The following is a 26,284-nucleotide window of genomic DNA, read 5'->3' as shown; positions in this document are numbered from 1 at the left end:
AGTGTTCAAGCTCTTTACTGCAATTGAGATTGCCATTGAGATTGCTTGCGGATTTTAGGGTTAATAAAAAAATCTCCCAAGAGATAATTGTCTCCATTTTAAAGAGAAAATGCAAAGGAACACTTTTTAGAAATACTGAGCAAGGTCTTTTCTAAAAAAAGGATGTTCCATTTTTAAGATATCCCTTATTAATCCAAGTAGAAGGATTCCACAAAAAACAATTGTTCGCTTCTTATCAATCATAAGTTGATCTTATATCAATGTAGAGTTTTCAAGTATTGACACTGAAGGTACCAATACATTGAACTGCATTAGGACCGATATACAAATGATATTCAACAACTTAACACAGCTCATCTTTAATATGATTAGTACCGAACCGCTTCTTTTGCCTCTCTACACTGCAAAATAGCCACCACAAGGAACCTATTGTTTGCAAAAAAATACATTCTATTCAAACGAATCCCAAAAAAAGTTGTTATCTTTATAAAGTCAAAAGCATTTCCTATAAAGCGTATTGGCACATTAACCTCATATATAAACCTTTAAAGCATTTGATATGTTCAACTCATTTGGAAATATTCTCCGTCTTACCAGTTTTGGGGAATCACACGGTAAGGGTGTGGGAGGAGTGATAGACGGATTCCCTGCAGGAATAGTCATTGATATGGATTTCGTCCAGGCAGAGCTCGACCGACGCCGCCCCGGACAGTCACGTATCACTACTGCCCGGAAAGAAGGTGATAAAGTGGAGTTTCTCTCCGGCATCTTCGAAGGAAAATCCACGGGCTGCCCCATAGGATTCATTGTATGGAACCAAAACCAGCATTCTGACGATTACAATAACCTGAAAGAGGTCTACCGCCCGTCACATGCCGACTATACTTATAAGGTAAAATACGGCATCCGAGACCATCGCGGAGGCGGACGTTCATCGGCCCGTGAAACAATCTCGCGTGTAGTGGCGGGCGCCTTGGCCAAATTGGCACTAAAGCAGTTGGGTATACACATCACGGCATACACTTCACAAGTAGGCCCTATCCGCCTTGAAGAGAACTATACCGCATACGACCTCGACCTGATAGAGACCAATCCGGTCCGCTGCCCCGACCCGGCGAAGGCGAAAGAAATGGAAGAACTCATCTTCAAGATAAAGGGAGAAGGAGATACTATCGGAGGAGTGGTGACCTGTGTCATCAAAGGATGCCCCATCGGACTGGGACAACCCGTATTCGGCAAGCTCCATGCGGCACTCGGAGCAGCCATGCTCAGCATCAATGCAGCAAAAGCATTCGAGTATGGAGACGGTTTCAAGGGATTAAAGCAAAAAGGCTCAGAGCAGAATGACGTGTTCTACAACAACAACGGACGTATCGAGACCCGCACCAATCATTCGGGCGGTATACAAGGTGGAATCAGCAACGGACAAGACATCTATTTCCGTGTAGCCTTCAAACCCGTGGCAACCGTACTGATGGAGCAACACACCGTGAACATTGACGGTGTAGACACCACCCTGAAAGCCCGCGGACGCCATGATCCGTGCGTATTGCCACGCGCAGTACCCATCGTGGAAGCAATGACAGCAATGACATTGCTGGATTATTACCTGATTGACAGAACAACTCAGCTATAATATTCACCTATGGAAATAAAGAAATATATTACAGAGAACGAGTCTAAAATGCTGGAAGACTTGTTCAGCCTCATCCGTATTCCAAGCATCAGTGCCAAACCCGAGTATCACGACGATATGCTTGCCTGCGCCAAACGCTGGGCACAACTGTTGCTCGAAGCCGGAGCAGACGAAGCTCTGGTAATGCCTTCAAAAGGAAATCCAATTGTTTTTGGACAGAAAATCGTAGACCCGGACGCCAAGACCGTATTGGTATATGCCCACTACGACGTGATGCCGGCCGAGCCTCTCGAACTTTGGAAAAGCGAACCCTTTGAGCCTGAAATACGCGACGGACATATCTGGGCACGTGGTGCTGATGATGACAAAGGGCAGTCTTTCATACAAGTGAAAGCATTTGAATACCTCGTCAGAAACGGACTGCTGCAAACCAACGTGAAATTCATCTTCGAAGGAGAAGAAGAAATCGGCTCGCCCAGTCTGGAAAGCTTCTGCCAAGAGCACAAAGAACTGCTAAAAGCAGATGTCATACTGGTTTCGGACACCAGCATGCTTGGCGCCGACCTGCCTTCACTGACCACTGGATTGCGCGGACTTGCCTATTGGGAAATAGAAGTGACCGGCCCTAATCGCGACCTGCACAGCGGACACTTCGGCGGTGCCGTCGCCAATCCCATCAACGTGCTTTGCCAGATTATCAGCAAAGTAACGGATGCGGAGGGACGTATCACCGTACCGAGTTTCTATGACGATGTGGAAGAAGTTCCCCAAGCTGAGCGCGACATGATAGCCCGCATTCCTTTCGACGAAGAGAAATACAAAAAGGCTATCAATGTAAAAGCGCTTTTCGGAGAGAAAGGTTACAGTACGCTGGAACGTAACAGTTGCCGTCCATCTTTCGACGTATGCGGCATCTGGGGCGGATATACGGGTGAAGGGTCCAAGACCGTGCTCCCATCCAAGGCATACGCCAAGGTATCCTGCCGGTTAGTTCCCCACCAGGACCACCATAAAATATCCAAACTGTTTGCTGACTATATCTTAGACATAGCACCGGATTCGGTGCAGGTAAAAGTCACTCCGATGCACGGCGGACAAGGATATGTATGCCCCATCAGCCTGCCCGCCTATCAAGCCGCCGAAAAAGGTTTTGAAAAAGCATTCGGAAAGAAACCGCTGGCAGTGCGTCGAGGTGGAAGTATCCCCATCATTTCCACCTTCGAGCAAGTGCTGGGTATCAAAACCGTATTGATGGGCTTCGGGCTCGAATCCAACGCCATCCACTCACCTAATGAGAATATACCATTGGACATCTTCCGTAAAGGAATAGAAGCCGTTGTCGAATTCTACCTCAATTATAAATAAAACAAGAAAATCAGGATGAAAGACTTCCAAATTCAAGCCATCGGCCTGATGTCCGGCACCTCTCTTGACGGACTGGACGTATGTTGTTGCACTTTCCGACGACAAGCTAGAAAATGGTCTTTCCACATAGACTGTGCGAAAGGCTATAGCTACCCCGACGCCATGAAGCAGATATTGGGTACCGGTGCACAGACAATGAGTGCTTTGGAGTTCATCACTTTCCACAGCTCCTATGGAAAGTTTCTCGGTGAACGTGTCAACGAGTTCATGCAAGAATTTGGAGTCCACCCCGATATTATCGCCTCCCACGGGCATACTATCTTCCATGAGCCTCAAAAGAGAATCATGTACCAAATAGGTGATGGAGCCGCCATTGCCGCTGAAACCCATATACCTACCGTTTCGGATTTCCGGCGGCTGGACATCATGCTAGGTGGGCAGGGCGCTCCACTCGTACCTATTGGCGACCGGTTGCTTTTTGCTGACTACGACTTCTGTTTGAATATCGGCGGCTTCTCCAACATCTCATTCGAGCAGGACGGGCGGCGCATCGCTTTTGACATCAGTCCGGTGAATTACGTCATCAACCATTACTGCCGGCAAATAGGATTGGAATTTGACCGTGACGGCGAGATAGCACGGCAAGGCAACATTTGCCAAGAACTGCTGGACGAACTGAACGGAATGGATTTCTACCATCAGTCCGGACCGAAATCATTGGGACGGGAGTGGGTGGAAACGCTGGTATATCCCATGCTCGAGCGTTATGGCTTGAGTATGGAAAATATGCTACGTACCTTTTACGAGCATGCCGCCTGGCAAATATCACGCATCATCACCGCCCACCCCTTGCCCGATGGCAATGGAAAGCTGCTGATTACCGGTGGAGGTGCATTCAACAAGTTCCTCATAGAACGTATCGACGCCTTGTGTCCGTGTGAAATCGTGATTCCCAGCCGGCAAATCATAGAGTACAAGGAAGCCCTAATCTTTGCTTTCCTGGGTGCCCTCTATATGGCGGACACACCCGGATGCCTCGCCTCGGTAACGGGAGCCACGGCAGATAATATCGGAGGGATGCTGTTTAAAATATAGTCAATTCTACCATTATGGAAAAATCAAAAGACACCTGGACCGTCTTATCCAGCGAATACCTTCATCGGGCCCCGTGGCTCACTGTGCGTAAGGACCATGTAGTGCTACCCAACGGCAACCACATCCCCTCCTATTATATATTGGAATATCCCAACTGGGTGAATACCATTGCCATCACCCGTGATGGACAATTTGTCTTTATCCGCCAATACCGGCATGGCATACAAGAAACGTCCTATGAGCTCTGTGCAGGGGTATGCGAAGAAGAGGACGGCTCTCCGATGGTTTCCGCACAACGGGAACTTTTGGAAGAAACCGGCTATGGAAACGGAGTATGGAAAGAGTTCATGCAAATCTCTCCCAATCCAAGTACCCACACCAACATTACCTACTGTTTCCTGGCTACGGACGTGGAGAAAATCTCCGAGCAACAGTTGGAAGATACAGAAAACCTGACCGTACACCTGCTTTCCTTGCAAGAGGTCAAGGAATTGCTGCAGCAAGGAAGCATCCGCCAGGCGCTGATGGCTGCTCCCCTCTGGAAATACATGGCGGAGAGAATTATTTAATGTGATTACCCTTATTCAAACGGCTTGCGGAATGTGCATCCGGATTTCCATTCAGAACAACCGTAAGCTGTTTTCCCCTTGATAACGGTACCTTTTCCGCAAAGCGGACAAGACTGACCGACGAAATCGTCAGCTTGTACGGGAACCTCCACACTTGAAGCTGCCACAGCGCCCAAAGCCTGTTCCGTCTTTTTACCTGCGGCGGCAGACTTTCTCGGTGATCTTTTCTTCGGCTCCTTTTTCGGCTTATCGGCATCCTCTGTCTTGACAGAAGCCTTACTGCCCTTTTCGGGAGCAGACGCTTGGATGGTGATGTGGCGGTTGCTGTTATCAGAAAGTACACTCATCACGATTTCCGATACCATCTGCTTCAATTCTTCCAAGAATTGTCCGGCATTATATGTCCGCCTTTCTATCTCACGTAGTTTTTTCTCCCAAATACCGGTCAGTTCCGCCGACTTCAACAGCTCCTCATGAATAATCTGTATCAGCTCCACACCGGTAGGAGTGGCTATCAGATTCTTCTTTTCCTTGCGGATATAATTCCGCTTGAACAGCGTCTCGATGATGGCTGCACGGGTAGACGGACGACCGATACCGTTTTCCTTCAGCGCATCACGCAGTTCGTCGTTATCCACCAGCTTGCCCGCCGTTTCCATAGCACGCAGCAGGGTGGCTTCCGTATAAGGCCGAGGCGGTTGCGTCCACTTCTCATATAAATCAGGAACGTGCGGTCCGCCTTCTCCTTTCACAAAAGCCGGAAGCACATTCTCCTCTTCTCCCTTTTCCTCTTTCTCCTCCTGCGATTGTACCGAGGGGGTGCCGAAGATAACACGCCAACCCTGTTCCAGAATCTGCTTGCCGGTGGCCTTGAACTCTATGCTCTCTACCTCGCCCAATACGGTGGTAGTGGCAAACTTACAATCGGGATAGAATACAGCAATGAAACGGCGTGCTATCAAATCGAATACGCGACGTTCCATATCCGTCAGATTCTGCGGATGCTGGCCGGTAGGAATAATGGCGTGGTGGTCTGTTACCTTCGAGTTATCGAAAACCTTTTTGGACTTCAACAATGCAGTTCCTGTCAAAGGGGCTGTAAATGTCTCGTAATCACGCAGACCTTTCAAGATGCCGGGGCATTTGGGATAGATGTCATCACTCAAATAGGTAGTGTCTACACGTGGATAGGTAGCCACTTTCTTCTCATACAAAGACTGGATGATTTTCAGCGTCTCATCAGCGGAATAGGCAAACTTCTTGTTACATTCCACTTGTAAAGAAGTCAAGTCAAACAAGCGGAGTGGCGCCTCCCTCCCCTCTTTCTTGGTGACATCCGTCACGGTAAAAGGAGAATTCTTAATCTGGTCCAATAAAGCAAGCCCACGTTCGCGGTCGGTAATGGGGTCGATACCCCGATTCTCTTCTTCTTTTTTAGGTTTCTTCCCGGCAGCTATAGCCTCTTTCTGCTTCTCGGCTTCCAATACCAGTTCCTCCTCACTTTTCCGGAGGATGGCGGAGAAAGTGGTATCTCGATAGACGGTCTTCAGCTCCCAGTATTGCTTGGGAACAAAATTCTGTATTTCCAACTGACGGTTTACAATCAGCGCCAGTGTCGGCGTCTGCACACGGCCGATAGAAAGTACCTGCCGGTTCTGCCCATACTTCATGGTGTAGAGGCGGGTGGCATTCATCCCGAGCAGCCAGTCGCCAATGGCACGCGACAAGCCTGCTTCGTACAAAGGCTGGAAATCCGACGCATCGCGCAGCTTGGCAAAGCCCTCACGGATGGCTTCCTCTGTCAATGAAGATATCCAAAGACGTTTCACCGGGCAACGTGCCCCGGCTTTCTGCATCACCCAGCGCTGTATCAATTCTCCTTCCTGCCCGGCATCACCACAGTTTATAATCATATCGGCATGTTGCATGAGGTTCTCTATCGTATGGAACTGGCGCTCGTATGTGGGATTACTAATCAGCTTAATACCGAAACGGGGAGGTATCATGGGGAGGCTTCCCAAGCTCCATGACTTCCAATTAGGGGTATATTCATGCGGCTCCTTCAGCGTACAAAGATGGCCGAATGTCCAGGTCACCTGGTATCCGTTTCCTTCGATGTATCCGTCCTTCTTTTCTTTCGCTCCCAATACATCGGCTATGTCACGCGCCACAGAGGGCTTTTCGGCAATACAAACTATCATTCGTTATTCTTTTAGCGGGACAAAGGTAATAAAAAGGGGGCAAGAACGAAACTATAAGCAAGAAACGATAACATAGACCAGGTGATTTTTCTCCCCCAAAGCTGACGTACGGACATAAAAAAAGGAGTACCGCTGTACTCCAACCTTTGTTAACCTTAAATCTAATACTATGAAAAACACATTGCAAAGATACGGACTTCTGATAAATCTGCAAATTATCCAACTAAAAAAGTATGTTCTATAACACAGATTAAGAAAAAGGGACGGATATGTAAACACATACCGTCCCTCTTTTAACATTTAACGTGTCGGATTATTCTTCATCCAACAAGATTTCCAATATCTGGCAAGCAGCCTTGGCAACCGGAGTACCGGGGCCAAAGATGGCAGCTACACCTGCCTTGTAAAGGAAGTCATAGTCTTGTGCGGGAATTACACCACCGGCAATCACTACGATATCCTCACGTCCCAACTTCTTGAGCTCTTCGATAATCTGCGGAACCAATGTCTTGTGTCCGGCAGCCAATGAAGAAACCCCCACTACATGAACGTCGTTCTCAACCGCTTCGCGGGCAGCCTCGGCCGGTGTCTGGAACAAGGGTCCCATATCCACGTCGAAGCCACAGTCGGCATATCCGGTTGCAACAACCTTGGCACCGCGGTCGTGACCGTCCTGGCCCATCTTGGCTACCATGATACGAGGCTGACGTCCCTCTTTCTTCGCAAACTTCTCTGCCAATTCACAAGCACGGTGGAAGTCGCTGTCATTCTTACTTTCTGATGAATACACGCCTGATATAGTTCTAATTACTGCTTTATAACGTCCTACAATCTTTTCGCAAGCATAAGAGATTTCCCCCAAAGTGGCACGGACACGGGCTGCCTCCACTGCCAGTTCCAGTAAGTTGCCCTTACCGGTCTTTACACATTCAGTAATAGCCTCCAATGCCTTGTCCACTTCTGCCTGGTTACGTCCTTCCTTCAGACGCTTCAGGTTCTCAATCTGTTCCTGACGAACAGCCGTATTGTCGATTTCAAGAATATCAATCGGAGCTTCTTTCTCCAGACGATACTTGTTCACACCGACAATGGTCTGCGAACCGCTATCGATACGGGCTTGTGTACGCGCAGCAGCCTCTTCGATACGCATCTTGGGGATACCGGTTTCGATGGCTTTTGCCATACCGCCCAGCTTCTCTACTTCCTGAATCAATTCCCAAGCCTTGTGAGCCAACTCATTAGTCAAACTTTCCACATAATAAGAGCCACCCCATGGGTCTACATTCTTGCAAATGTAAGTTTCTTCCTGAATATAAATCTGCGTATTACGTGCAATACGTGCAGAGAAATCCGTCGGCAAGGCAATAGCCTCGTCAAGAGCATTGGTATGCAGTGACTGAGTATGTCCCAATGCAGCAGCCATCGCCTCGATACAAGTACGGCCCACATTGTTGAACGGGTCTTGCTCTGTCAGCGACCAGCCGGAAGTCTGGGAGTGCGTACGCAAAGCCAGCGACTTCGGATTCTTAGGATTGAACTGCTTCACAATCTTTGCCCACAACATACGTGCGGCACGCATTTTGGCAATTTCCATAAAGTGGTTCGTTCCGATGGCCCAGAAGAAAGAGAGACGCGGTGCGAAAGCATCGATGTCAATACCCGCAGCCGTTCCGGCACGCAGATATTCCAAACCGTCTGCCAGGGTGTAAGCCAACTCGATGTCTGCCGTAGCACCCGCTTCCTGCATGTGGTAGCCGGAGATGGAGATAGAATTAAACTTAGGCATTTTCTGGGAAGTATATTCAAAGATATCAGAGATAATCTTCATAGAGAATGCAGGCGGGTAGATATAGGTATTACGCACCATGAATTCCTTCAAGATATCGTTCTGGATAGTACCAGCCATTTCTTCTAACTTGGCACCCTGCTCCAGACCTGCGTTGATGTAGAATGCCATAACAGGAAGTACGGCACCGTTCATGGTCATGGAGACGGACATCTTGTTCAAAGGAATTCCATCGAACAGCACCTTCATATTCTCCAAGGAACAGATAGACACACCTGCCTTACCTACGTCACCCACTACACGTTCGTGGTCGGGGTCGTAGCCACGGTGAGTGGCCAAGTCGAAAGCTACGGACAGACCTTTCTGTCCGGAAGCCAAATTACGACGGTAAAAGGCATTTGACTCTTCCGCTGTAGAAAAACCTGCATACTGACGGATAGTCCAGGGACGCAATGTATACATTACAGAGTACGGACCACGCAAATAAGGAGGAAGTCCGGCAGCATAACCCAAATGTTCCATTCCCTCAAGGTCTTCTTTTGTATAAACAGGCTTCACCTCAATGTGTTCCGGCGTTTTCCAATCAGCATGGATGCCGTTAGCCTTTTGCCACTCAGCACCATTGACGGGTTGAAAAGCGGCATATATATCTAAGTTTTTAAAATCTTTTCGCATCATGTTATTTACGATTTGACGATTTATGATTTACGATTGAAGTTGCTTACTTCAAAAGTTTGGCGTTGAATTCTTTTAATGTCTCTAATACATTGACACGGACATGGATAAAGTTCTCGATACCGGCAGCCTTCAGGTCGTCCATGCAAGCAGGAGCACCGGCTACGATAAACATGGCACGACCATTCAGAGCCTTGAAGGCGGGAACAGCATATTCTGCATATTCATCATCACTTGAACACAATACCACGATGTCGGCCTTGGCAGCCATTGCAGCCTCTATACCTTCTTCTACAGTGGAGAAACCGAGGTTGTCTACAACTTCATATCCGGCACAAGCCAAGAAATTGCAAGAGTACTGTGCACGTGCTTGGCGCATGGCCAAATTACCGATAGTCAGCATAAACGCTTTCGGACGTTTGCCGGAAGCCTCTGTTTCGAGACGCAACGCTTCAAATTCACTGGCAGCACGGTCAAAGTTCAGTGTCGGAACATCTTTTTCGCACGTATGTCCGCCGCCGCAACAGCAAGTAGCCTCAACCGGTTTCTTATCTCCCGCCTTTTCATTAAAGTTGGGGAACTGGTTGGTACCCAGCAACACTTCCTTACGCTTGGCGACTGCAGCATGACGTGCCTTGTTGCTCTCGTTTACGGCAGCCTGCACTTTTCCGGCTTTCACGGAAGCATAGAAACCACCGTCTTCTTCTACAGCGAGGAAGAGGTCCCAAGCCTGCTTGGCAATAGAGACGGTCAAGTTCTCAATATAGTAAGAACCTGCAGCCGGGTCTATAACCTTATCGAAGTGCGATTCTTCTTTCAACAGCAATTGTTGGTTACGCGCCATACGCTCAGAGAATTCGTTAGGAGCATCATAAGTCTTGTCGAACGGAGTAACCGTCATTGAGTCAACACCAGCAAGGGCGGCACTCATCGCCTCAGTCTGCGTACGCAACAAGTTTACGTGTGCATCAAACAAAGTCAGGTTGAATGAAGAAGTTTCCGCATGAATCTTCATCTTGGCTGCACAGCGGCATTCGTTATCCTTACCCTTGTTGTCGCAGTCGCGCAGACACTCGGGACTGTAAGAAGCCACAATATTAGCCCACAGCATACGTGCAGCACGGAATTTAGCTATTTCAAGGAAGTAGTTGGAACTGATACCGAAATTGAACTTAATCTTCTTGGCTACCATTGCAGCCGGCAGACCGGCATCAACCAATTGATTCATATATTCATTACCCCAAGCCAAAGCATAACCCAGCTCCTGGAAAATATAAGAACCCGCATTGTTTAATGTCAACGCGTTCACATTCAATACACGGTATTTCGGAAGGGAAGCGGTAGCCTCGAGCAGCGCCTTGGCTGTTGCCACCATATCACCTTTTTCTTTACCTTTGGCCAGCATCTTGTTGAAGTAGTCATAGTTGATGGAGCCTTGCAATTTCGTCAAGTCATAATCCTTCTTCTGGAAATAAGCGACAAGAAGTTCTGCAAGTTCCACCACATGCCCCTGGCAGATAGAGAAATTCAACTCGACACATTCCGCGCAGATATCTTTCAACAAAGTTTCAATATACTCTGCGTTCAATTCCTTGGCCTTTACATGGAAAGAGAGTGAATCTACACCTTTATTCAAGATGTCCAACGCCTTGGCATTGGCCTCTTTGGGGCATTCCACTTTGATTTCCTGACGAACAAGCCATTCATTGTTGTCTTTCTTGGTACCTCTGAGATAAGGAAACTCGCCGGGAAGAGCATCTGTTGTCTTCAAACCTTCCAAGTCCTCCATACGGTAGAAAGGTTTCACCTTAAATCCTTCGTTTGTCCTCCAAACGAGCTTCTTCTCGAAATCCGCCCCTTTCAGGTCTGCGGTAACTTTCTCCATCCACTGCTCAGTGGAAACGGGAGAAAAGTCGGAGAAGAGTTTTTCTTTACTGTCTGCCATAGTTTATTTAAAATTTAAATAGATGAATACTATTCATTTTTGTCATCAAGAGACTTGCAAATATAAGGAAATACTTAGAACAAAATCTTTTTTTAGAGAAAATTGCACTAACAGATGACTCCGTGCCCATACGGATTCAGCGTATTCACCGGAAGCATACTCTACTTTTGCAAAGTTGATATAGCAAAAAGTACCACAAAGCCTTTGCCACCTCCTTTTTATTAAGTATTTTTGCGCGAAATTTTAAAAAACGACATATTAATAGGTACTATGAATTGGTTAGAAAGCTTGCTATGGGACTCTTCATCTGTCGCTCACATCGTTTGTTTGTATGCATTCGTAATATCTGTGGGCGTATTGCTGGGTAAGATTAAGATTTTCGGGGTATCGTTGGGGGTTACATTCGTCCTCTTTGCCGGTATCCTGATGGGCCATTTTGGCTTCACGGGCGAAACACACATTTTGCATTTTATCCGCGAATTCGGTTTGATTTTATTTGTATTCTGTATCGGTCTGCAAGTCGGGCCCTCCTTTTTTTCTTCCTTTAAGAAAGGGGGTATGCGGCTGAACATGCTTGCTGTCGGTATCGTGTTGCTGAATATCGCAGTAGCATTGAGCATCTACTTCATTGACGGAGGGATAGACCTGCCAATGATAGTAGGTATTCTCTATGGTGCCGTAACCAATACTCCGGGTCTGGGTGCCGCACAAGAAGCCCTGAACCAGATAAACTATACGGGAGACCCCATTGCATTGGGATATGCCTGCGCCTATCCGCTTGGTGTGGTAGGTATCATAGGTTCCATCATAGCCATCCGCTATATTTGCCGGGTGAACCTCAAGAAGGAGGAACAGGAACTCAATACGCAGGAAGCAGATGTAAAGCATCAGCCGCACATGCTTCACCTCGAGGTACGCAATGAATCAATTTCCGGAAAGACCCTGCTCCAGATAAAGGATTTTCTGGGACGCCCGTTTGTATGTTCGCGCATACGCCACGAGGGGCACGTCAGTATCCCCAATCATGAAACAATATTCCACGTAGGAGACCAGCTCTTCATCGTATGTTCCGAAGAAGATGCCGAAGCGGTAACCGCCTTTATCGGAAAAGAAATACACGTAGACTGGGAAAAACAGGACACTCCGATGGTTTCCCGCCGTATCCTCGTCACTAAATCTGAAATCAATGGCAAGAAACTGGGAAGCCTCCACTTCCGCAGCATGTACGGTGTAAATGTAACCCGTATCAACCGTTCGGGTATGGACTTGTTTGCCGATCCCAATCTGGTACTTCAGGTAGGTGACCGTGTAATGGTGGTAGGCCAGCAGGATGCCGTAGAACGTGTAGCCGGCGTATTGGGTAATCAGTTGAAACGTTTGGACACTCCGAATATCGTAACTATTTTTGTGGGAATCTTTTTGGGAATCCTGCTGGGAAGCCTCCCTATTGCATTCCCGGGTATGCCGACACCGGTTAAGTTAGGTCTTGCTGGTGGTCCGCTGGTAGTTGCCATCCTCATCGGACGTTTCGGTCACAAAATGCATCTTGTGACGTACACCACCATGAGTGCCAACTTGATGTTGCGTGAAATCGGTATCGTGCTCTTCCTTGCCAGTGTCGGTATAGAAGCTGGTGAGCATTTTGTACAAACAGTAGTAGAAGGTAGCGGATTACTGTATGTAGGCTATGGATTCCTGATAACTGTTATCCCCTTGTTGATAATCGGTATGATAGCCCGTTTCTACTGCAAAGTGAACTACTTCACCCTGATGGGTTTGATAGCAGGTAGCAACACAGACCCTCCCGCATTGGCATACGCCAATCAGACATCAGGCAATGATGCTCCGGCAGTAGGTTACTCCACGGTATATCCATTGACAATGTTCCTGCGTATTCTGGCGGGACAGATGATATTACTGACAATGATGTAGGAGGAATTAAGGAATTAAAATTAAAGGCTGCGTAGTTGGGTTAAACCAACATTGCGCAGCCTTTAATTTTAATTCCTTAAAGTTTCAGCTTCTTCTTGACGAACTCTTCTATAAAGTCCACCGTAGCTTCAATACCCAATACGGAAGAATCGATACACAAGTGGTATGTTTCGGCAGCTCCCCATTTTTTGTAGCTGTAGTAGTTATAGTATTCGGCACGCTTCTTGTCCGCTTTGTTCATCATCTCCTCCGCTTCACGCTCAGTAATGGAATACATTCGGCAAATACGCTTGATGCGCTCCTCATTGGAGCAGGAAATGAAGACATTGACACAGCGTGGATGTTCTCGCAGGATGTAATCGGCACAACGCCCCACAAACAAGCAGGACTTCTCCTCCGCCAATCTGCGTATCACGTCACTCTGCACTTTGAACAGAGCATCATTACTCAAGCAATTCGTGGCTGGGATAGCCCCGTCACTGACAAAAGGGAAACGCATGCCGAAGAGCCCTCCAATAATACCTTGTGAAGCTTTCTCATCAGCTTTCTCAAAAAACTCACAACACAGTCCACTCTCTTCAGAAGCCAACCTAATCAGTTCCTTATCATAAAAGTCAATACCCAGACGGGCAGCCAGTTTCTCGCCTATCTCCCGTCCGCCACTGCCCAGTTGACGGCCTATATTGATTATAAAATTATTGCCCATACGCTTGTTCATCTATTGGTTTGCAGATAGCAAATATAAATATTCTTACGGAATATCTGCAGAAAGTAGGAAGAAAAATTCAAAGCCTCTCCCCCGACCCATCCCTACAAGGGAGAGGTTCTGAATTTGCGGAATTGACAAACCAACATCACCAATGCTATCAAACTTGCAAGCAAATCGGATACCGGCATGCTGTACCACACTCCTGCCACTCCGAAAAACTGCGGCAGGACAAGCAGGCAAGGAAGCAGGATCAGCATCTGCCGGGTGAGGGAAAGGAATATCGCTTTGCCTGCCATGCCTATGCTCTGGAAAAAGTTGGAAGTCACCATCTGGAAACCAATAATCGGGAAGAACATTACCGTAATACGCAGTCCCGTGACCGAAAGCTCTGTCAGTTCCGCATCCGATGTAAAGATGCCCACCACCAGGTCCGGCACCAGCATACCGACCAGAAAGCCGAAAGTGGTCACTGCCGTGGCATAGATTATCGTCAGTCTCAGCACCTTGTTCACCCGTCCGTACAGCTTCGCCCCAAAGTTATATCCGGCAATAGGCTGCATTCCCTGATTCAGCCCCATCACAATCATCACTACAATGAAAACCAGACGGTTCACGATGCCGAAAGCCCCGATAGCCAAGTCGCCGCCATACTTCTTCAACCCCTGATTGATAATGATAACGATGAAGCAGGCTGCCAGGTTCATCAGGAAAGGAGACATGCCGATAGCAAGCGAATCGAATACAATCTTACGTTTCAGACGGAATATCCCCCGGTGGAAATGCAACAGCTCGTCCTTATTGCTGAAAAGCTTGAACTGCCACGTCAAAGAGATGACTTGCGCCACAATGGTAGCGACGGCAGCGCCACGTATGCCCCAGCCGAAACCATAGATAAACACCGGGTCGAGTATGGTATTGATAACCACCGTGGCTATGGTGGCATACATCGCCTTCTGCGGATGCCCTGAAGAGCGTAGCACTGCATTCAGCCCCAGATAGAGGTGCGTAACGGCATTTCCCAAAAGGATAATCTGCATATAATCCCTGGCGTAGCCCACCGTCTGGTCACTGCCTCCGAAGAAATAGAGAATCGGGTCGAGAAAGAGCATGACAATGATGGTAAAGGCCACTCCCAGCACCATGTTCAGCACAAAGACATTGCCCAGCACACGCTGTGCCGTGTCATAATCCCTCTGCCCCAGCTTGACGGAAATCAGTGTAGAGGCTCCCACACCCACCAGCGAGCCGAACGCCGCAGCCAGATTCATCAACGGGAAAGTCAACGCCAATCCCGAAATAGCCATCGTCCCAACGCCGTGACCGATGAAGATACTGTCTACCATATTATATAAAGAGGATGCCGTCATTGCGATGATTGCCGGAACGGCATATTGCATCAAGAGTTTACCTATACTTTCCGTCCCCAACGCCGAGGGAGTCTTTTGTCCTGCCATATTATATACCTATTTCTTTTTAGCGGGTGCAAAGGTACTCTTTTTTTAAAACAGAACAGCAGAAAAAACACCTTAAACCTGCACACTATGCGGATGATTTATGCTATCTTTGCGATTCAATGATAAATCATAAGATATGATTACCATAATCATACCGTATGATTGATATAATCATACCGTATGATTGATATAATCATACCGTATGATTGGCACATTCATACCGTATGAACCATGCCTGACCTACCGGTTGAGCCGGACACATAATAACAACAAGCCCCCATGGCATTCTATAAGAAAGTAAAACAGAAAGGCGACGACAAATGGCACCCAAGAGCCGTCACCAAAGGACATCCCTATACAACGGATGAAATAGCCCGATTATTGTCGGAAATGTCTACGGTAACCCCGGGAGATACTTATGCAGTATTAATGAACCTTGGTGAAGTGCTGGGCAAGCTGATGAGCTCGGGACACTCCGTAAAGCTAAAGGGCATCGGGACGTTCTACTACACCTGCCGTTCGGAAGGCACCGGGGTAGACACCCCAGAAGAAGTGAGTCCGGCGCAAATCACTGCGGTGCAGATACGCTTCATCCCCGAATACTACCGCGGGCAATGCGGACAAGTGACGGAACGCACCCTCCTCTCCCCGCATATCGAATGGGTAGATACCGAAGGAGAGGATTAATGTCACTCCCCGTTCCCTATATTTCAAGGAAAAAGGTTCGCTATCTGAAAAATGTTTCGTACTTTTGTACCCAAATTGAGTGAAATATAGCGAAATGAACGTATTAGAACTAAGTGAACAAGAAATCATTCGTCGCAACAGCATGAATGAACTTCGCGCGATGGGCATTGAGCCTTATCCCGCAGCAGAGTATGTAACAAATGCTTTCTCTACCGATATTAAAGCTGAATTCAACGACGATGCAGAGCCTCGCCAAGTGTCCGTTGCCGGACGTATCATGAGCCGCCGTATCATGGGTAAAGCATCTTTCATCGAATTGCAGGACTCCAAAGGACGCATCCAGGTATATATCACCCGCGATGACATCTGCCCGGACGAGGACAAGGAGATGTACAACACCGTGTTCAAACGTTTGCTCGATTTAGGCGACTTCATCGGTATCGAAGGATTCGTATTCCGTACCCAGATGGGCGAAATCAGCATCCATGCCAAGAAGCTGACCGTACTTGCAAAGAGCATCAAGCCCCTGCCTATCGTGAAATATAAGGATGGTGTGGCTTACGACTCTTTCGAGGACCCCGAACTGCGCTACCGTCAGCGTTATGTAGACCTTATCGTAAACGACGGCGTGAAAGAAAAATTCCTGAAGCGTGCCACCGTCATCAAGACCATGCGTGCCGTGCTGGATGAAGCCGGCTACACGGAAGTGGAGACGCCGATTCTTCAATCCATCCCCGGTGGAGCAAGCGCCCGTCCGTTCATCACCCACCATAACTCTCTGGATATGGACCTCTACCTGCGTATCGCCACCGAGCTTTACTTGAAGCGACTGATTGTGGGCGGATTCGAAGGTGTATATGAAATAGGCAAGAACTTCCGTAACGAGGGTATGGACAAGAACCATAACCCGGAATTCACTTGTATGGAGCTGTACGTGCAGTACAAGGACTACAACTGGATGATGAGCTTTACGGAGAAATTGCTGGAACGCATCTGTATCGCCGTAAACGGCTGTACAGAAACCGAGATAGACGGCAAGACCATCAGCTTCAAAGCTCCCTACCGCCGTCTGCCCATCCTGGAAGCCATCAAGGAAAAGACCGGATACGACCTCGAAGGAAAGAGCGAGGACGAAATCCGCCAGGTGTGCAAGGAACTGAATATGGAGATTGACGACACCATGGGCAAGGGTAAGCTGATTGATGAAATCTTCGGCGAATTCTGCGAAGGTACTTTCATACAGCCCACTTTCATCACCGATTATCCCGTAGAGATGAGCCCGCTGACCAAGATGCACCGCAGCAAGCCGGGACTGACCGAACGCTTCGAGCTGATGGTGAACGGCAAGGAACTTGCCAACGCTTACAGCGAGCTGAACGACCCGATAGACCAGGAAGAACGCTTCAAAGACCAACTCCGCTTGAGCGAAAAGGGAGACGACGAAGCGATGTTCATCGACCAGGACTTCCTGAAAGCATTGCAATACGGTATGCCTCCCACATCGGGCATCGGTATCGGCATCGACCGTCTGACCATGTTAATGACGGGCGAATCCTTTATCCAAGAAGTGCTTTTCTTCCCGCAGATGCGTCCGGAAAAGGTTATCCCCAAAGATGCTCCTGCACGATACACAGAGCTGGGCATCCCCGAAGACTGGGTGGCTGTAATCCAGAAAGCCGGCTACAACCTGGTGAGTGACATGAAAGATGTGAATCCGCAAAAACTCCACATGGACATCTGCGGTATCAACAAGAAATATAAATTGGAACTGGCAAACCCGACCGTAAACGAAGTTGCTGACTGGGTCGGAAGAATTAAGAATTAAAAATTAAAGAATTAAATAGGCAAGATTAAAGATAAGAGGAGGAGGAAGGTACTCCTTTCCCCTCTTTTAATTTTTAATTTTTAATTATTAATTTCGATATGAAACTACCCGGTAAGATAGCCATCATGGGCGGAGGAAGTTGGGCAACTGCCATTGCAAAAATGGTTCTGGCCCAAGCGGAGTCTATAAATTGGTACATGCGACGCGATGACCGTATTGCCGACTTCAAACGGCTTGGTCATAACCCTGCCTACTTGACGGGCGTCAAGTTTGATACCAAGCGTATCAACTTCAACTCCAACATCAATGATGTCGTGAAAGAATCTGATACGCTCATCTTCGTTACACCTTCCCCTTATCTGAAGGTTCACTTGAAGAAACTGAAGACTAAGATTAAGGATAAATTCATCATCACTGCCATTAAAGGTATTGTGCCCGATGACAACTTGATTGTCTCGGAATATTTCACTAAGGAATATGGCGTCCCAGCTGAGAATATTGCTGTATTGGCAGGTCCCTGCCATGCGGAAGAAGTGGCTCTGGAACGCCTTTCTTATTTGACCATTGCTTGTCCCGACACCGACAAGGCTTGCACCATTGCCCGCAAACTGGCCAGTTCATTCATCAAGACCTCTGTCAGTAATGACGTTGCCGGCATTGAATACAGTTCGGTGCTGAAGAATGTATATGCCATTGCAGCCGGTATCTGCAGCGGTCTGAAATATGGCGACAACTTTCAGGCTGTGCTCATGTCCAATGCCATACAGGAAATGAACAGATTCCTGCAAACGGTACATCCGCTGAACAGAAACGTAAGTGATTCCGTTTATTTAGGTGACCTGCTGGTGACGGGATATTCCAATTTCAGCCGCAACCGCACATTCGGTACGATGATTGGCAAGGGATACTCCGTGAAAAGCGCGCAGATTGAGATGGAAATGATTGCTGAAGGATATTACGGTACAAAATGTATCAAGGAAATCAACAAGCATTATCATGTCAACATGCCTATTGTAGATGCAGTATACAACATTCTGTATGAGCGTATCTCGCCGACGATTGAAATCAAGCTGCTTACCGATTCATTCCGGTAAGCGCGAAAAAAGATAAAACGAAATACTGAATTTAAAACCTAGAATATTATGATTAGTTTGAACATTGAAAAGACTCTTGGATTCATCTCCAAAGAAAACGTTTTCGCCTATGAAGCCCAAGTAAAGGCTGCACAGGAAGCATTAGAGAATGGTACCGGTAAGGGCAACGACTTCTTAGGCTGGCTGCACCTCCCCTCTTCCATCACTAAAGAGCACCTGGCCGACCTAAAGACTACCGCACAGACGTTGCGTGACAACTGCGAGGTAGTAGTAGTTGCCGGTATTGGCGGAAGTTACCTCGGTGCACGTGCGGTGATAGAGGCTTTGTCAAACAGCTTCACTTGGTTGCAAGACAAGAAAACGGCTCCGGTCATTCTGTATGCAGGACACAATATCGGTGAAGATTATCTATATGAACTCACCGAATACTTGAAAGACAAGAAATTCGGTGTTATCAACATCTCCAAATCCGGTACTACCACTGAAACGGCCTTGGCGTTCCGTCTGTTGAAAAAGCAATGCGAAGACCAACGCGGCAAGGATATGGCAAAGAAGGTTATCGTTGCCATCACCGATGCCAAAAAGGGCGCTGCCCGCGTAACGGCCGACAACGAAGGCTACAAATCCTTCATCATCCCCGATAACGTGGGCGGACGTTTCTCCGTACTGACTCCGGTAGGCTTGCTGCCCATCGCAATAGCAGGTTTCGACATTGAGAAACTGGTTGCAGGTGCAGTTGCCATGGAAAAGGCTTGTGGAAAAGATGTTCCGTTTGCAGAAAATCCTGCTGCCATCTATGCAGCTACGCGTAACGAGCTCTACAAGAACGGTAAGAAAATTGAAATCCTCGTAAACTACAATCCCAAACTGCACTACGTAAGCGAATGGTGGAAGCAGCTTTATGGTGAATCCGAAGGTAAGGAAAACAAGGGTATCTTCCCTGCTGCCGTAGATTTCTCCACCGACCTGCACTCCATGGGACAATGGATTCAGGAAGGCGAACGTACCATCTACGAAACTGTCATCTCCGTGGAGAAGACACAGCACTCCCTGCAAGTACCTTCGGACGAAGCCAACCTCGACGGACTGAACTTCCTGGCAGGCAAGCACGTGGACGAAGTGAACAAGATGGCTGAATTGGGCACACAGCTTGCCCACGTTGACGGCGGCGTACCCAACATGCGCATCGTTATCCCTGCACTGAATGAAGAAAGCATCGGAGGTCTGCTCTACTTCTTTGAAATAGCTTGCGGTATCAGCGGTTATATTTTGGGAGTCAATCCGTTCAACCAACCGGGTGTGGAAGCATACAAGAAGAATATGTTTGCATTGCTGAACAAGCCCGGCTACGAAGAAGAGTCCAAAGCTATCCAGGCAAGACTTTGATAAATTAAGAATTGAGAGTTGAGAATTGAGAAATGGCTGCACAACAAGTGCGAAGAGAACCGTTCCCCGATTCTCAACTCTCTATTTATCTACCCCGCATTTTTAAATTCTCAATCCCCAATCTACCAAGTGTTCGAAAACTCTATCGCCCGTTATCTGGAAAAGCACGGGCACCCCTACATCCAACTGAAAGCCGTTCTTTTTGACATGGACGGTGTGTTATTCAACTCCATGCCCTACCATGCCGATGCCTGGCATAAAGTAATGGAACGTCATGGCCTGCACTTGAGCCGTGAAGAGGCATACATGCACGAGGGACGTACCGGAGCCTCCACCATCAACATCGTTTATCAACGCCAGTATGGCAAGGATGCCACTCCCGAGATGATAGAAAGCATCTATGCAGAGAAAAGCGCCGAATTCAGTACCCACCCGGAACCGGAACGTATGCCGGGTGCTTGGGAAGTGCTGCAAAAGGTAAAAGCGGCAGGACTTATTCCGGTACTTGTCACCGGTTCGGGCCAACACTCCCTGCTGAACCGCCTTGCCCACAACTTCCCTGGTATGTTTCAGCGCGACCACATGGTGACCGCCTTTGATGTGAAATACGGAAAGCCTCATCCTGAGCCTTATCTAATGGGACTGGAAAAAGCCGGAGTACAAGCCAACGAAGCTATAGTTGTAGAAAATGCACCTATCGGAGTACAAGCCGGAACAGCAGCCGGCATATTCACTGTGGCAGTCAATACCGGTCCGCTGGACAGGCAGGTATTACTGGATGCCGGAGCAGATTTATTGTTTCCGTCCATGCAGGCGCTTTGTGACGACTGGGAAAGGTTGCAAACCGCATTAGATGCCAGTAATAGCCTTCGCCACAAAGATTGACGGCGACCCAAACAATATAACAGTTGATTGGAGCTTATATAACCAAGTAATACCATTACTTGATATACAGAAGACATCTATTGTCTTTCTTCTTAAAGCGCTCCAATCTACCCATTTTCTCCTTCTCGGTTTCTTTAATAGGGAACGTTATTCTACAGGTATCTTTATCATAATCATACAATTCTCTGGCAGGAACTACATAAACAGATTCCGGACTGTCACCACACCATCCAAAGCCAAAAACATAAAACAAGTTTTTTATCGGACGGTTCAACAGATTGGAATTCATATACCCCTCGTACTTTTCAATGTCTTTTATATCGAGATAAAAACCTATCTTACTTCGCCATTTACATTCTACAGCTATAATATCTCCAACTTCATGAATGGTACTCGTTGTGGTAACACACTCCATCAACAAATCCGGAGATGATGAAGACAGAGGCCTATACCCCTCAATGTATTTATCACCTCTCCAATCTAAAAGCCGCCAAAATATTTTCTTATCACATAGATCCGAATAACCATCTTTACTAATATTGGAGTTCTTCACAACCCATTCCTCAAATCTATCTCCTAAATATTTACTTTTCTTCCTTTCTTTAAAATATTGAAAGGTATCCATAAACCGATATTGGAAAACACCTACAAAATCATCGATAAACTGATTTAATATTTTCATAGCCATAATAGTCTATTGTGTCTTTAAATAATATTCATTGCAAACAAAAATTCATAGGTGAAGAGCCGCAACACCCATTTTCAAAAATAGATTTTTTTTCATTTCCAAAAATAGAGTTTTTTTCCCAATTCTTTCCAGATTTCCTTCCCATCTTTGTAATACAGAAAACAAATAAAGTATTAATTATTAAAAATAGAGAAGTATGAAAAAATTAGTTATGATGTTGGTTTGTATGTTTGCAGTGCACACAATGGTAATGGCGGATAATGATAAGCCGATAGAGGTGAGCCAGTTGCCGGCGAAGGCGCAGACATTTATCAAGACTTATTTTAAAGACCATAAGGTGGCAATGGCTAAATTGGAGTCGGGAATGTTTTATAAAAGCTATGATGTGGTGTTCACGAATGGGGAGAAGGTAGAATTTGATAAATCGGGGGAATGGAAAGAGGTACGATGCAGACAAAGTGAAGTTCCTGTACAGATTGTACCGGAAGCGATACGTAACTATGTAAAGACCAATTATCCGGATGCAAGAATTCTTCAGATTGAGTACGATGACAATGAGTATGAGATAAAGTTGTCTAATCGTTGGGAAATTACATTTGACTCTAAAATGAGGGTGATTGACATTGACGATTGATGACAAGAAAGATTTAGAATATGTAGATTATAAAGTATCAAGAAACTGAAAACAGTTGCTTGGAGAGGGTTTCTCCAGGCAACTGTTTTTTTTTATGCACTTCCGTACGGTAGCAGGGCATATGGTGCTGCGCTCATTGTACAACAGTGGTTGTACTACTATTCCAATTGCCCGGAGTCAACGAAGCCCCGGCTGCACTTTTGCAGTTTTTTAATCAGTGTGTCCGGAGAAGGACACTCAACCTTCTCCGGAGCTGAAAATACTGATTTATAAGGAAATGGCGCTTCTCGGCGCTTCCTGCCGGAAGGCGACTCAGGCTATGACGCTTTCAGGATTTTGGCAGACCTCACCATGGTATAGGTAGTCCCCTTAGTACAATGGTGCATATCATTCAGCTTACTGAAAAATAGAGTTTTTTTCAGAGAGGTTTGTTCGGCAGAGAAATTCCAACCGCAGAACGGAAGAACAACGTTTTCAGTCCGTCATAAAATCCCGGAAGAGCAACCGTTCCATGCGTCTCTTCCGGGAACTTTTTTGATACCACCCGCAAATGCCGCTTCTCCATACGAGGAACTGCACTCCCTATAAAATCATCTGTCAGGGAAAAGTGGCTCAGCTTCCTATCAGGACGCGGCTGAGTGGCAAACGCAACATACAGTTGTTTTCCTGAAAAGTCAACCTTATCTACCTGCCGTTCTACCTGTTTCTGAAAACATCCTTTATCCCACCATAAACTGGGGTCTATGGCGATGTATGTATCAAATGTACCGGGATAATTCAGCAAAACATGCAGCGTGAACAACCCGGCATAAGAATGTCCGGCCAACAAGTGTTGTCCATTCACCGGCAAGTCTTGTTCCACTGCGGGGCGTAGCTCCTCCGTCAGAAAACGGCAAAATTGTCCTGCCCCACCCCCTTCCGGTTTATCGCCCGGACGGACAGTTCCGTCACGCCGGGCAGCGGAACAGGTTGGCGTAAAGTCTCTGGTTCTGTTTGTATTCAGGACAGCCACAACGATACAGGGCGGTAAGGAAGAAACTTTGGAGGTGGAAAACAAGCGAGTAAAACCTACCACCGAATGAAAAAAAGAATCACCGTCCAGCAAATAAAGAACCGGATAACTTTCCTCTTTTTCACCCGGGCGGGTTGCAGGTACATACACCCAATATTCTCTAGCCTCATTCAAGACATGCGAAAACAAAGTGTGGCGAGTCCCGATAGAAATAGCTTCTTGCGCTCTCAGCGGAAAACCGAGCCAAGTGACAACTACCAATATAAACAGAATATGCAGGCTTCTCATTTCAATTCTTTTTTCAGTCTGCAAAGTTCGCAGAAAATAAGTTGACTACCTATCCCTATTTTTAGGTATTCTCACGGTTGAAAGCTTTCCGCAAAAATCAAAGGCTGATTAAGAAAGTTTGATGGGCAACTGAATTTCCGTCATCCATTCATCCACCGTTTCTTTGTTCCAAATGCCGTCAATATGGCAAAACCGGGGACGGTCAATGACCTCGTATCCATTTGCCTCGGCATACGCAAAAAGCTCGGCGAAAGTTTCGGGCATATGCTCATAAGCACCGTAATGGTTGACACAGAGCGCAACCGGTACTTCCGGAAGTTCCTTGAATTTAATCAGTTCCGAATCTTCCTTGCGTTCAGCCACCGCTTCAAAAAACTCGATATCAATATCAACCCCATATTCCTCATTATATTCCACCGTGAAACAATATTCCGGGGCAGGACATTCACAACCCAAACGGTACATTTCAGGCCCGATAATATTCGGACAAAGATTGAACAGTTCCTGATAAGAGTCTATTTTACGGCGATGGGTAGCAAAAATTCTTGAAGGGAGGGATTTCTTAAACACTTTTTCCATAACATTCTCTTGTTTATGGAGTAAATTTTCCAATTTGGCAAGTTCGGTCTGCCGCCATATCAAGTGTTCAATCTCGTTTTTGCAACGTTCTATTTTAACCTTCAACAATTCAGCATCCGGAAATTCCTTGCCATCGGCAAACAACTCGGATATCTCTTCGAGGCTGAACCCTAATTGCTTGAGGTAAACAATACGGCTCATACACCGGAGCTGGCTGATGTCGTAATAGCGATACCCCGTCCACTCATCCACTTCAACGGGTATCATCAATCCTATCTCTTCATAATGACGAAGCGTCTTAACGGTCACTTGGCAAAGTTTGGAAAACTCTCCGATTTTAAACTTCATTTTATTCTTCATAAACTCATGCGCATTTTGTTTATGAAGCAAAGATAGGTCCTGCCCTTAGGGACGAGTCAAGAGATTGCTTCAAAAAAAACACATATTTCACTATTCACAACGGCAATAGGTGTTTGCACCGCACGTACAACGAGGCAACAGCTGCTCACTCAGTTCATCGCGGTAAAATTCATACAGCCGCCGGTACATGGTTTCATAGAGTGAGGCAACTTGTTTCTCCTGCTCACTTTCATTTTGAAAACGATTTTTAAAGGGATCTTCAAAATCAAAATGCACCTGCTGCTTGGCATCCAGAGTGATAAACTTCAGTTCTTCTCCGGCTTCTTTACATAGGGTAATCACGTAGTCCCACGACCGGTGCGTATAGGTCCCGACACCAGACGGTTTCTTGCGAGACACGCTGAAACCATTCTGTTCCATCACATTGCACACGGCATCGGGAACGCAGTTCCCCTCCATAATTCCTGCCGTAGAGATATTCATTCCCCTGCCAAATGCATGCAGGAGTTCCTGCGCGATACGGCTGCGGCACGTATCTTCATTACTTATTAACAGTATATCCATTGTCCGTTACTTTTCCAGGTTTAAATACTCGCCATCTCCTTCTTTCTTCATCTTCGCTTTACGTGCCAGGTCGAACAAGGTGGGGTTAATGTGGCAATATCCACCAGGATTTTTGTCCAGATAGTCTTGATGATAATCTTCGGCGAGATAGAAGTTCTTCAAAGGCTCTATCTCTACAACCAACGGACGGGAGTAGTTGGCAGCCAGCCGGTCAACGGTTTCACGAATAACGGGCAGGTCGGCGGTATCCGTATAATAGATACCCGTGCGATACTGTGTACCTCTATCCCCCCCTTGCTTATTGAGGCTGGTAGGGTCAATCGTTTTGAAATAAAGGTCGATAAGGAAAGGCAAGTCCACCTCATCGGGATCATACTGTACTTTTACGGTTTCGGCAAAGTCCGTGGTACCGGTACATACCTGCTGATAGGTAGGATTGGCTATATTTCCATTGGCATATCCCACCTGGGTAGCCTCCACACCTTCTATTTGTTTCAGGAAATGTTCGGTACCCCAAAAACATCCTCCTGCCAGATAAATCTCTTTCATTGGTTTCATGTCTGTTCTCCTTTCTGACCGTCCTTCCGGCTTACCGGCATAGGACAGACAAGTCATTAACATTGCAAAAATAAATATTATTTGTTTCATACCTCTAACTCTATGGAAATTATAACAAGAAAGAGAACCGTATGGTTGACTTTTCTGGATGTATTGTATAAAAAGAAACTCCCTTTGCAAAGTATTCATGCAAAGGGAGTTCCTTTCTTTGTGACCCCGGTGCGATTCAAACGCACGACCTTCAGAACCGGAATCTGACGCTCTATTCACTAAGCTACGGAGCCAAATGTGGATGCAAAAGTATAAAAAAATTAGCAGATTCCTAACATTCAAACGCTTTTTATATCAAACCGAGGA

The 26,284-nt window shown here is 46.8% G+C and carries 21 protein-coding genes and 1 tRNA gene; 11 read left to right on the top strand and 11 right to left on the bottom strand.

The window, feature by feature from the left end; translation table 11 throughout:
• Nucleotides 1–559 precede the first annotated feature (559 nt).
• The 4 genes from aroC to DWY55_RS14305 are packed head-to-tail and all read left to right on the top strand — an operon-like array spanning nucleotide 560 to nucleotide 4,665.
• On the top strand, nucleotides 560–1,636 hold the full coding sequence (aroC, locus tag DWY55_RS14320) for a chorismate synthase (protein ID WP_117878684.1): 1,077 nt from the start codon (nucleotides 560–562) through the stop codon (nucleotides 1,634–1,636).
• A gap of 9 nt (nucleotides 1,637–1,645) precedes the next feature.
• Nucleotides 1,646–3,001 carry a dipeptidase gene (locus DWY55_RS14315; protein WP_016273001.1) on the top strand — a complete coding sequence of 452 codons (1,356 nt, stop codon included), beginning with the start codon at nucleotides 1,646–1,648 and terminating at the stop codon, nucleotides 2,999–3,001.
• Nucleotides 3,002–3,016: 15 nt separating this feature from the next.
• Nucleotides 3,017–4,096 carry an anhydro-N-acetylmuramic acid kinase gene (locus tag DWY55_RS14310; protein ID WP_005827191.1) on the top strand — a complete coding sequence of 360 codons (1,080 nt, stop codon included), beginning with the start codon at nucleotides 3,017–3,019 and terminating at the stop codon, nucleotides 4,094–4,096.
• Between the two features lie 14 nt (nucleotides 4,097–4,110).
• Nucleotides 4,111–4,665, top strand: a complete 555-nt coding sequence (locus DWY55_RS14305) for an NUDIX hydrolase (RefSeq protein WP_005827192.1) — start codon at nucleotides 4,111–4,113, stop codon at nucleotides 4,663–4,665.
• Nucleotides 4,666–4,676: 11 nt separating this feature from the next.
• On the opposite strand, the gene DWY55_RS14300 is transcribed toward DWY55_RS14305, so the two are convergent.
• From DWY55_RS14300 to mutA, 3 genes are all read right to left on the bottom strand, one after another.
• Complete coding sequence (locus DWY55_RS14300) at nucleotides 4,677–6,866, bottom strand: DNA topoisomerase 3 (protein ID WP_117878686.1); 2,190 nt, start codon at nucleotides 6,864–6,866, stop codon at nucleotides 4,677–4,679.
• A gap of 313 nt (nucleotides 6,867–7,179) precedes the next feature.
• On the bottom strand, nucleotides 7,180–9,327 hold the full coding sequence (scpA, locus tag DWY55_RS14290) for a methylmalonyl-CoA mutase (RefSeq protein ID WP_005833154.1): 2,148 nt from the start codon (nucleotides 9,325–9,327) through the stop codon (nucleotides 7,180–7,182).
• 46 nt (nucleotides 9,328–9,373) lie between these two features.
• Nucleotides 9,374–11,272, bottom strand: a complete 1,899-nt coding sequence (mutA, locus tag DWY55_RS14285) for a methylmalonyl-CoA mutase small subunit (protein ID WP_008664061.1) — start codon at nucleotides 11,270–11,272, stop codon at nucleotides 9,374–9,376.
• 270 nt (nucleotides 11,273–11,542) lie between these two features.
• On the opposite strand from mutA, the gene DWY55_RS14280 reads away from it, so the two are divergent.
• Nucleotides 11,543–13,204: a putative transporter gene (locus DWY55_RS14280; RefSeq protein ID WP_005827199.1), complete on the top strand. Its 1,662-nt coding sequence runs from the start codon at nucleotides 11,543–11,545 to the stop codon at nucleotides 13,202–13,204.
• A 76-nt stretch (nucleotides 13,205–13,280) separates the two neighbouring features.
• Here the strand turns inward: DWY55_RS14280 and DWY55_RS14275 are convergent, their stop codons facing one another.
• Nucleotides 13,281–13,910 carry an AAA family ATPase gene (locus DWY55_RS14275; protein WP_034532845.1) on the bottom strand — a complete coding sequence of 210 codons (630 nt, stop codon included), beginning with the start codon at nucleotides 13,908–13,910 and terminating at the stop codon, nucleotides 13,281–13,283.
• Between the two features lie 104 nt (nucleotides 13,911–14,014).
• Nucleotides 14,015–15,367: an MATE family efflux transporter gene (locus DWY55_RS14270; RefSeq protein ID WP_005827205.1), complete on the bottom strand. Its 1,353-nt coding sequence runs from the start codon at nucleotides 15,365–15,367 to the stop codon at nucleotides 14,015–14,017.
• A gap of 279 nt (nucleotides 15,368–15,646) precedes the next feature.
• On the opposite strand from DWY55_RS14270, the gene DWY55_RS14265 reads away from it, so the two are divergent.
• The 5 genes from DWY55_RS14265 (at nucleotide 15,647) to DWY55_RS14245 (ending at nucleotide 21,244) form a co-directional block, all read left to right on the top strand.
• Nucleotides 15,647–16,054, top strand: coding sequence for an HU family DNA-binding protein (locus tag DWY55_RS14265; RefSeq protein WP_005827207.1), 408 nt, complete (start codon nucleotides 15,647–15,649; stop codon nucleotides 16,052–16,054).
• A 94-nt stretch (nucleotides 16,055–16,148) separates the two neighbouring features.
• Complete coding sequence (lysS, locus tag DWY55_RS14260; RefSeq protein ID WP_005827209.1) at nucleotides 16,149–17,879, top strand: lysine--tRNA ligase; 1,731 nt, start codon at nucleotides 16,149–16,151, stop codon at nucleotides 17,877–17,879.
• 98 nt (nucleotides 17,880–17,977) lie between these two features.
• Nucleotides 17,978–18,973: an NAD(P)H-dependent glycerol-3-phosphate dehydrogenase gene (locus tag DWY55_RS14255; RefSeq protein WP_005827211.1), complete on the top strand. Its 996-nt coding sequence runs from the start codon at nucleotides 17,978–17,980 to the stop codon at nucleotides 18,971–18,973.
• 48 nt (nucleotides 18,974–19,021) lie between these two features.
• On the top strand, nucleotides 19,022–20,359 hold the full coding sequence (locus tag DWY55_RS14250; protein ID WP_008664064.1) for a glucose-6-phosphate isomerase: 1,338 nt from the start codon (nucleotides 19,022–19,024) through the stop codon (nucleotides 20,357–20,359).
• Between the two features lie 129 nt (nucleotides 20,360–20,488).
• Nucleotides 20,489–21,244, top strand: coding sequence for an HAD family hydrolase (locus tag DWY55_RS14245; protein ID WP_008664065.1), 756 nt, complete (start codon nucleotides 20,489–20,491; stop codon nucleotides 21,242–21,244).
• Between the two features lie 55 nt (nucleotides 21,245–21,299).
• Here DWY55_RS14245 and DWY55_RS14240 read toward each other — a convergent pair whose 3' ends face one another.
• Nucleotides 21,300–21,926 carry a hypothetical protein gene (locus tag DWY55_RS14240; RefSeq protein ID WP_008664066.1) on the bottom strand — a complete coding sequence of 209 codons (627 nt, stop codon included), beginning with the start codon at nucleotides 21,924–21,926 and terminating at the stop codon, nucleotides 21,300–21,302.
• 202 nt (nucleotides 21,927–22,128) lie between these two features.
• Between DWY55_RS14240 and DWY55_RS14230 the strand changes: the two genes are divergently transcribed.
• Nucleotides 22,129–22,566, top strand: coding sequence for a PepSY-like domain-containing protein (locus tag DWY55_RS14230; protein ID WP_005827221.1), 438 nt, complete (start codon nucleotides 22,129–22,131; stop codon nucleotides 22,564–22,566).
• A 418-nt stretch (nucleotides 22,567–22,984) separates the two neighbouring features.
• Here DWY55_RS14230 and DWY55_RS14225 read toward each other — a convergent pair whose 3' ends face one another.
• The 5 genes from DWY55_RS14225 to DWY55_RS14205 all read right to left on the bottom strand — a co-directional run bounded on the left by DWY55_RS14225 (nucleotide 22,985) and on the right by DWY55_RS14205 (nucleotide 26,211).
• Complete coding sequence (locus DWY55_RS14225; RefSeq protein WP_005827227.1) at nucleotides 22,985–23,866, bottom strand: alpha/beta hydrolase; 882 nt, start codon at nucleotides 23,864–23,866, stop codon at nucleotides 22,985–22,987.
• Between the two features lie 108 nt (nucleotides 23,867–23,974).
• The gene (locus DWY55_RS14220; RefSeq protein WP_005827229.1) at nucleotides 23,975–24,805 is read right to left on the bottom strand and encodes a MerR family transcriptional regulator; all 831 of its coding nucleotides are present in this window, start codon (nucleotides 24,803–24,805) and stop codon (nucleotides 23,975–23,977) included.
• Between the two features lie 90 nt (nucleotides 24,806–24,895).
• Entirely contained in the window at nucleotides 24,896–25,369 is a 474-nt protein-coding gene (locus tag DWY55_RS14215; RefSeq protein ID WP_005827232.1) for a hypothetical protein, read from the bottom strand.
• 6 nt (nucleotides 25,370–25,375) lie between these two features.
• Entirely contained in the window at nucleotides 25,376–26,017 is a 642-nt protein-coding gene (gene msrA / locus DWY55_RS14210; RefSeq protein ID WP_034522775.1) for a peptide-methionine (S)-S-oxide reductase MsrA, read from the bottom strand.
• A gap of 121 nt (nucleotides 26,018–26,138) precedes the next feature.
• Nucleotides 26,139–26,211 (bottom strand) — tRNA-Arg (locus DWY55_RS14205).
• Between the last annotated feature and the right edge of the window lie 73 nt (nucleotides 26,212–26,284).

This window comes from Bacteroides sp. AF25-38AC (genome assembly GCF_003602995.1).
Classification (GTDB): domain Bacteria; phylum Bacteroidota; class Bacteroidia; order Bacteroidales; family Bacteroidaceae; genus Bacteroides; species Bacteroides uniformis.
Note: the sequence above shows the minus strand (reverse complement) of the source record. Positions and strands in the feature narration are given on the sequence as shown.

Excerpts from the sequence above, each read along its gene's own strand:
- aroC (WP_117878684.1), top strand. The coding sequence starts at position 560 with ATGTTCAACTCATTTGGAAATATTCTCCGTCTTACCAGTTTTGGGGAA.
- DWY55_RS14315 (WP_016273001.1), top strand. The coding sequence starts at position 1,646 with ATGGAAATAAAGAAATATATTACAGAGAACGAGTCTAAAATGCTGGAA.
- DWY55_RS14310 (WP_005827191.1), top strand. The coding sequence starts at position 3,017 with ATGAAAGACTTCCAAATTCAAGCCATCGGCCTGATGTCCGGCACCTCT.
- DWY55_RS14305 (WP_005827192.1), top strand. The coding sequence starts at position 4,111 with ATGGAAAAATCAAAAGACACCTGGACCGTCTTATCCAGCGAATACCTT.
- DWY55_RS14300 (WP_117878686.1), bottom strand. The coding sequence starts at position 6,866 with ATGATAGTTTGTATTGCCGAAAAGCCCTCTGTGGCGCGTGACATAGCC.
- scpA (WP_005833154.1), bottom strand. The coding sequence starts at position 9,327 with ATGCGAAAAGATTTTAAAAACTTAGATATATATGCCGCTTTTCAACCC.
- mutA (WP_008664061.1), bottom strand. The coding sequence starts at position 11,272 with ATGGCAGACAGTAAAGAAAAACTCTTCTCCGACTTTTCTCCCGTTTCC.
- DWY55_RS14280 (WP_005827199.1), top strand. The coding sequence starts at position 11,543 with ATGAATTGGTTAGAAAGCTTGCTATGGGACTCTTCATCTGTCGCTCAC.
- DWY55_RS14275 (WP_034532845.1), bottom strand. The coding sequence starts at position 13,910 with ATGGGCAATAATTTTATAATCAATATAGGCCGTCAACTGGGCAGTGGC.
- DWY55_RS14270 (WP_005827205.1), bottom strand. The coding sequence starts at position 15,367 with ATGGCAGGACAAAAGACTCCCTCGGCGTTGGGGACGGAAAGTATAGGT.
- DWY55_RS14265 (WP_005827207.1), top strand. The coding sequence starts at position 15,647 with ATGGCATTCTATAAGAAAGTAAAACAGAAAGGCGACGACAAATGGCAC.
- lysS (WP_005827209.1), top strand. The coding sequence starts at position 16,149 with ATGAACGTATTAGAACTAAGTGAACAAGAAATCATTCGTCGCAACAGC.
- DWY55_RS14255 (WP_005827211.1), top strand. The coding sequence starts at position 17,978 with ATGAAACTACCCGGTAAGATAGCCATCATGGGCGGAGGAAGTTGGGCA.
- DWY55_RS14250 (WP_008664064.1), top strand. The coding sequence starts at position 19,022 with ATGATTAGTTTGAACATTGAAAAGACTCTTGGATTCATCTCCAAAGAA.
- DWY55_RS14240 (WP_008664066.1), bottom strand. The coding sequence starts at position 21,926 with ATGAAAATATTAAATCAGTTTATCGATGATTTTGTAGGTGTTTTCCAA.
- DWY55_RS14230 (WP_005827221.1), top strand. The coding sequence starts at position 22,129 with ATGAAAAAATTAGTTATGATGTTGGTTTGTATGTTTGCAGTGCACACA.
- DWY55_RS14225 (WP_005827227.1), bottom strand. The coding sequence starts at position 23,866 with ATGAGAAGCCTGCATATTCTGTTTATATTGGTAGTTGTCACTTGGCTC.
- DWY55_RS14220 (WP_005827229.1), bottom strand. The coding sequence starts at position 24,805 with ATGAAGAATAAAATGAAGTTTAAAATCGGAGAGTTTTCCAAACTTTGC.
- DWY55_RS14215 (WP_005827232.1), bottom strand. The coding sequence starts at position 25,369 with ATGGATATACTGTTAATAAGTAATGAAGATACGTGCCGCAGCCGTATC.
- msrA (WP_034522775.1), bottom strand. The coding sequence starts at position 26,017 with ATGAAACAAATAATATTTATTTTTGCAATGTTAATGACTTGTCTGTCC.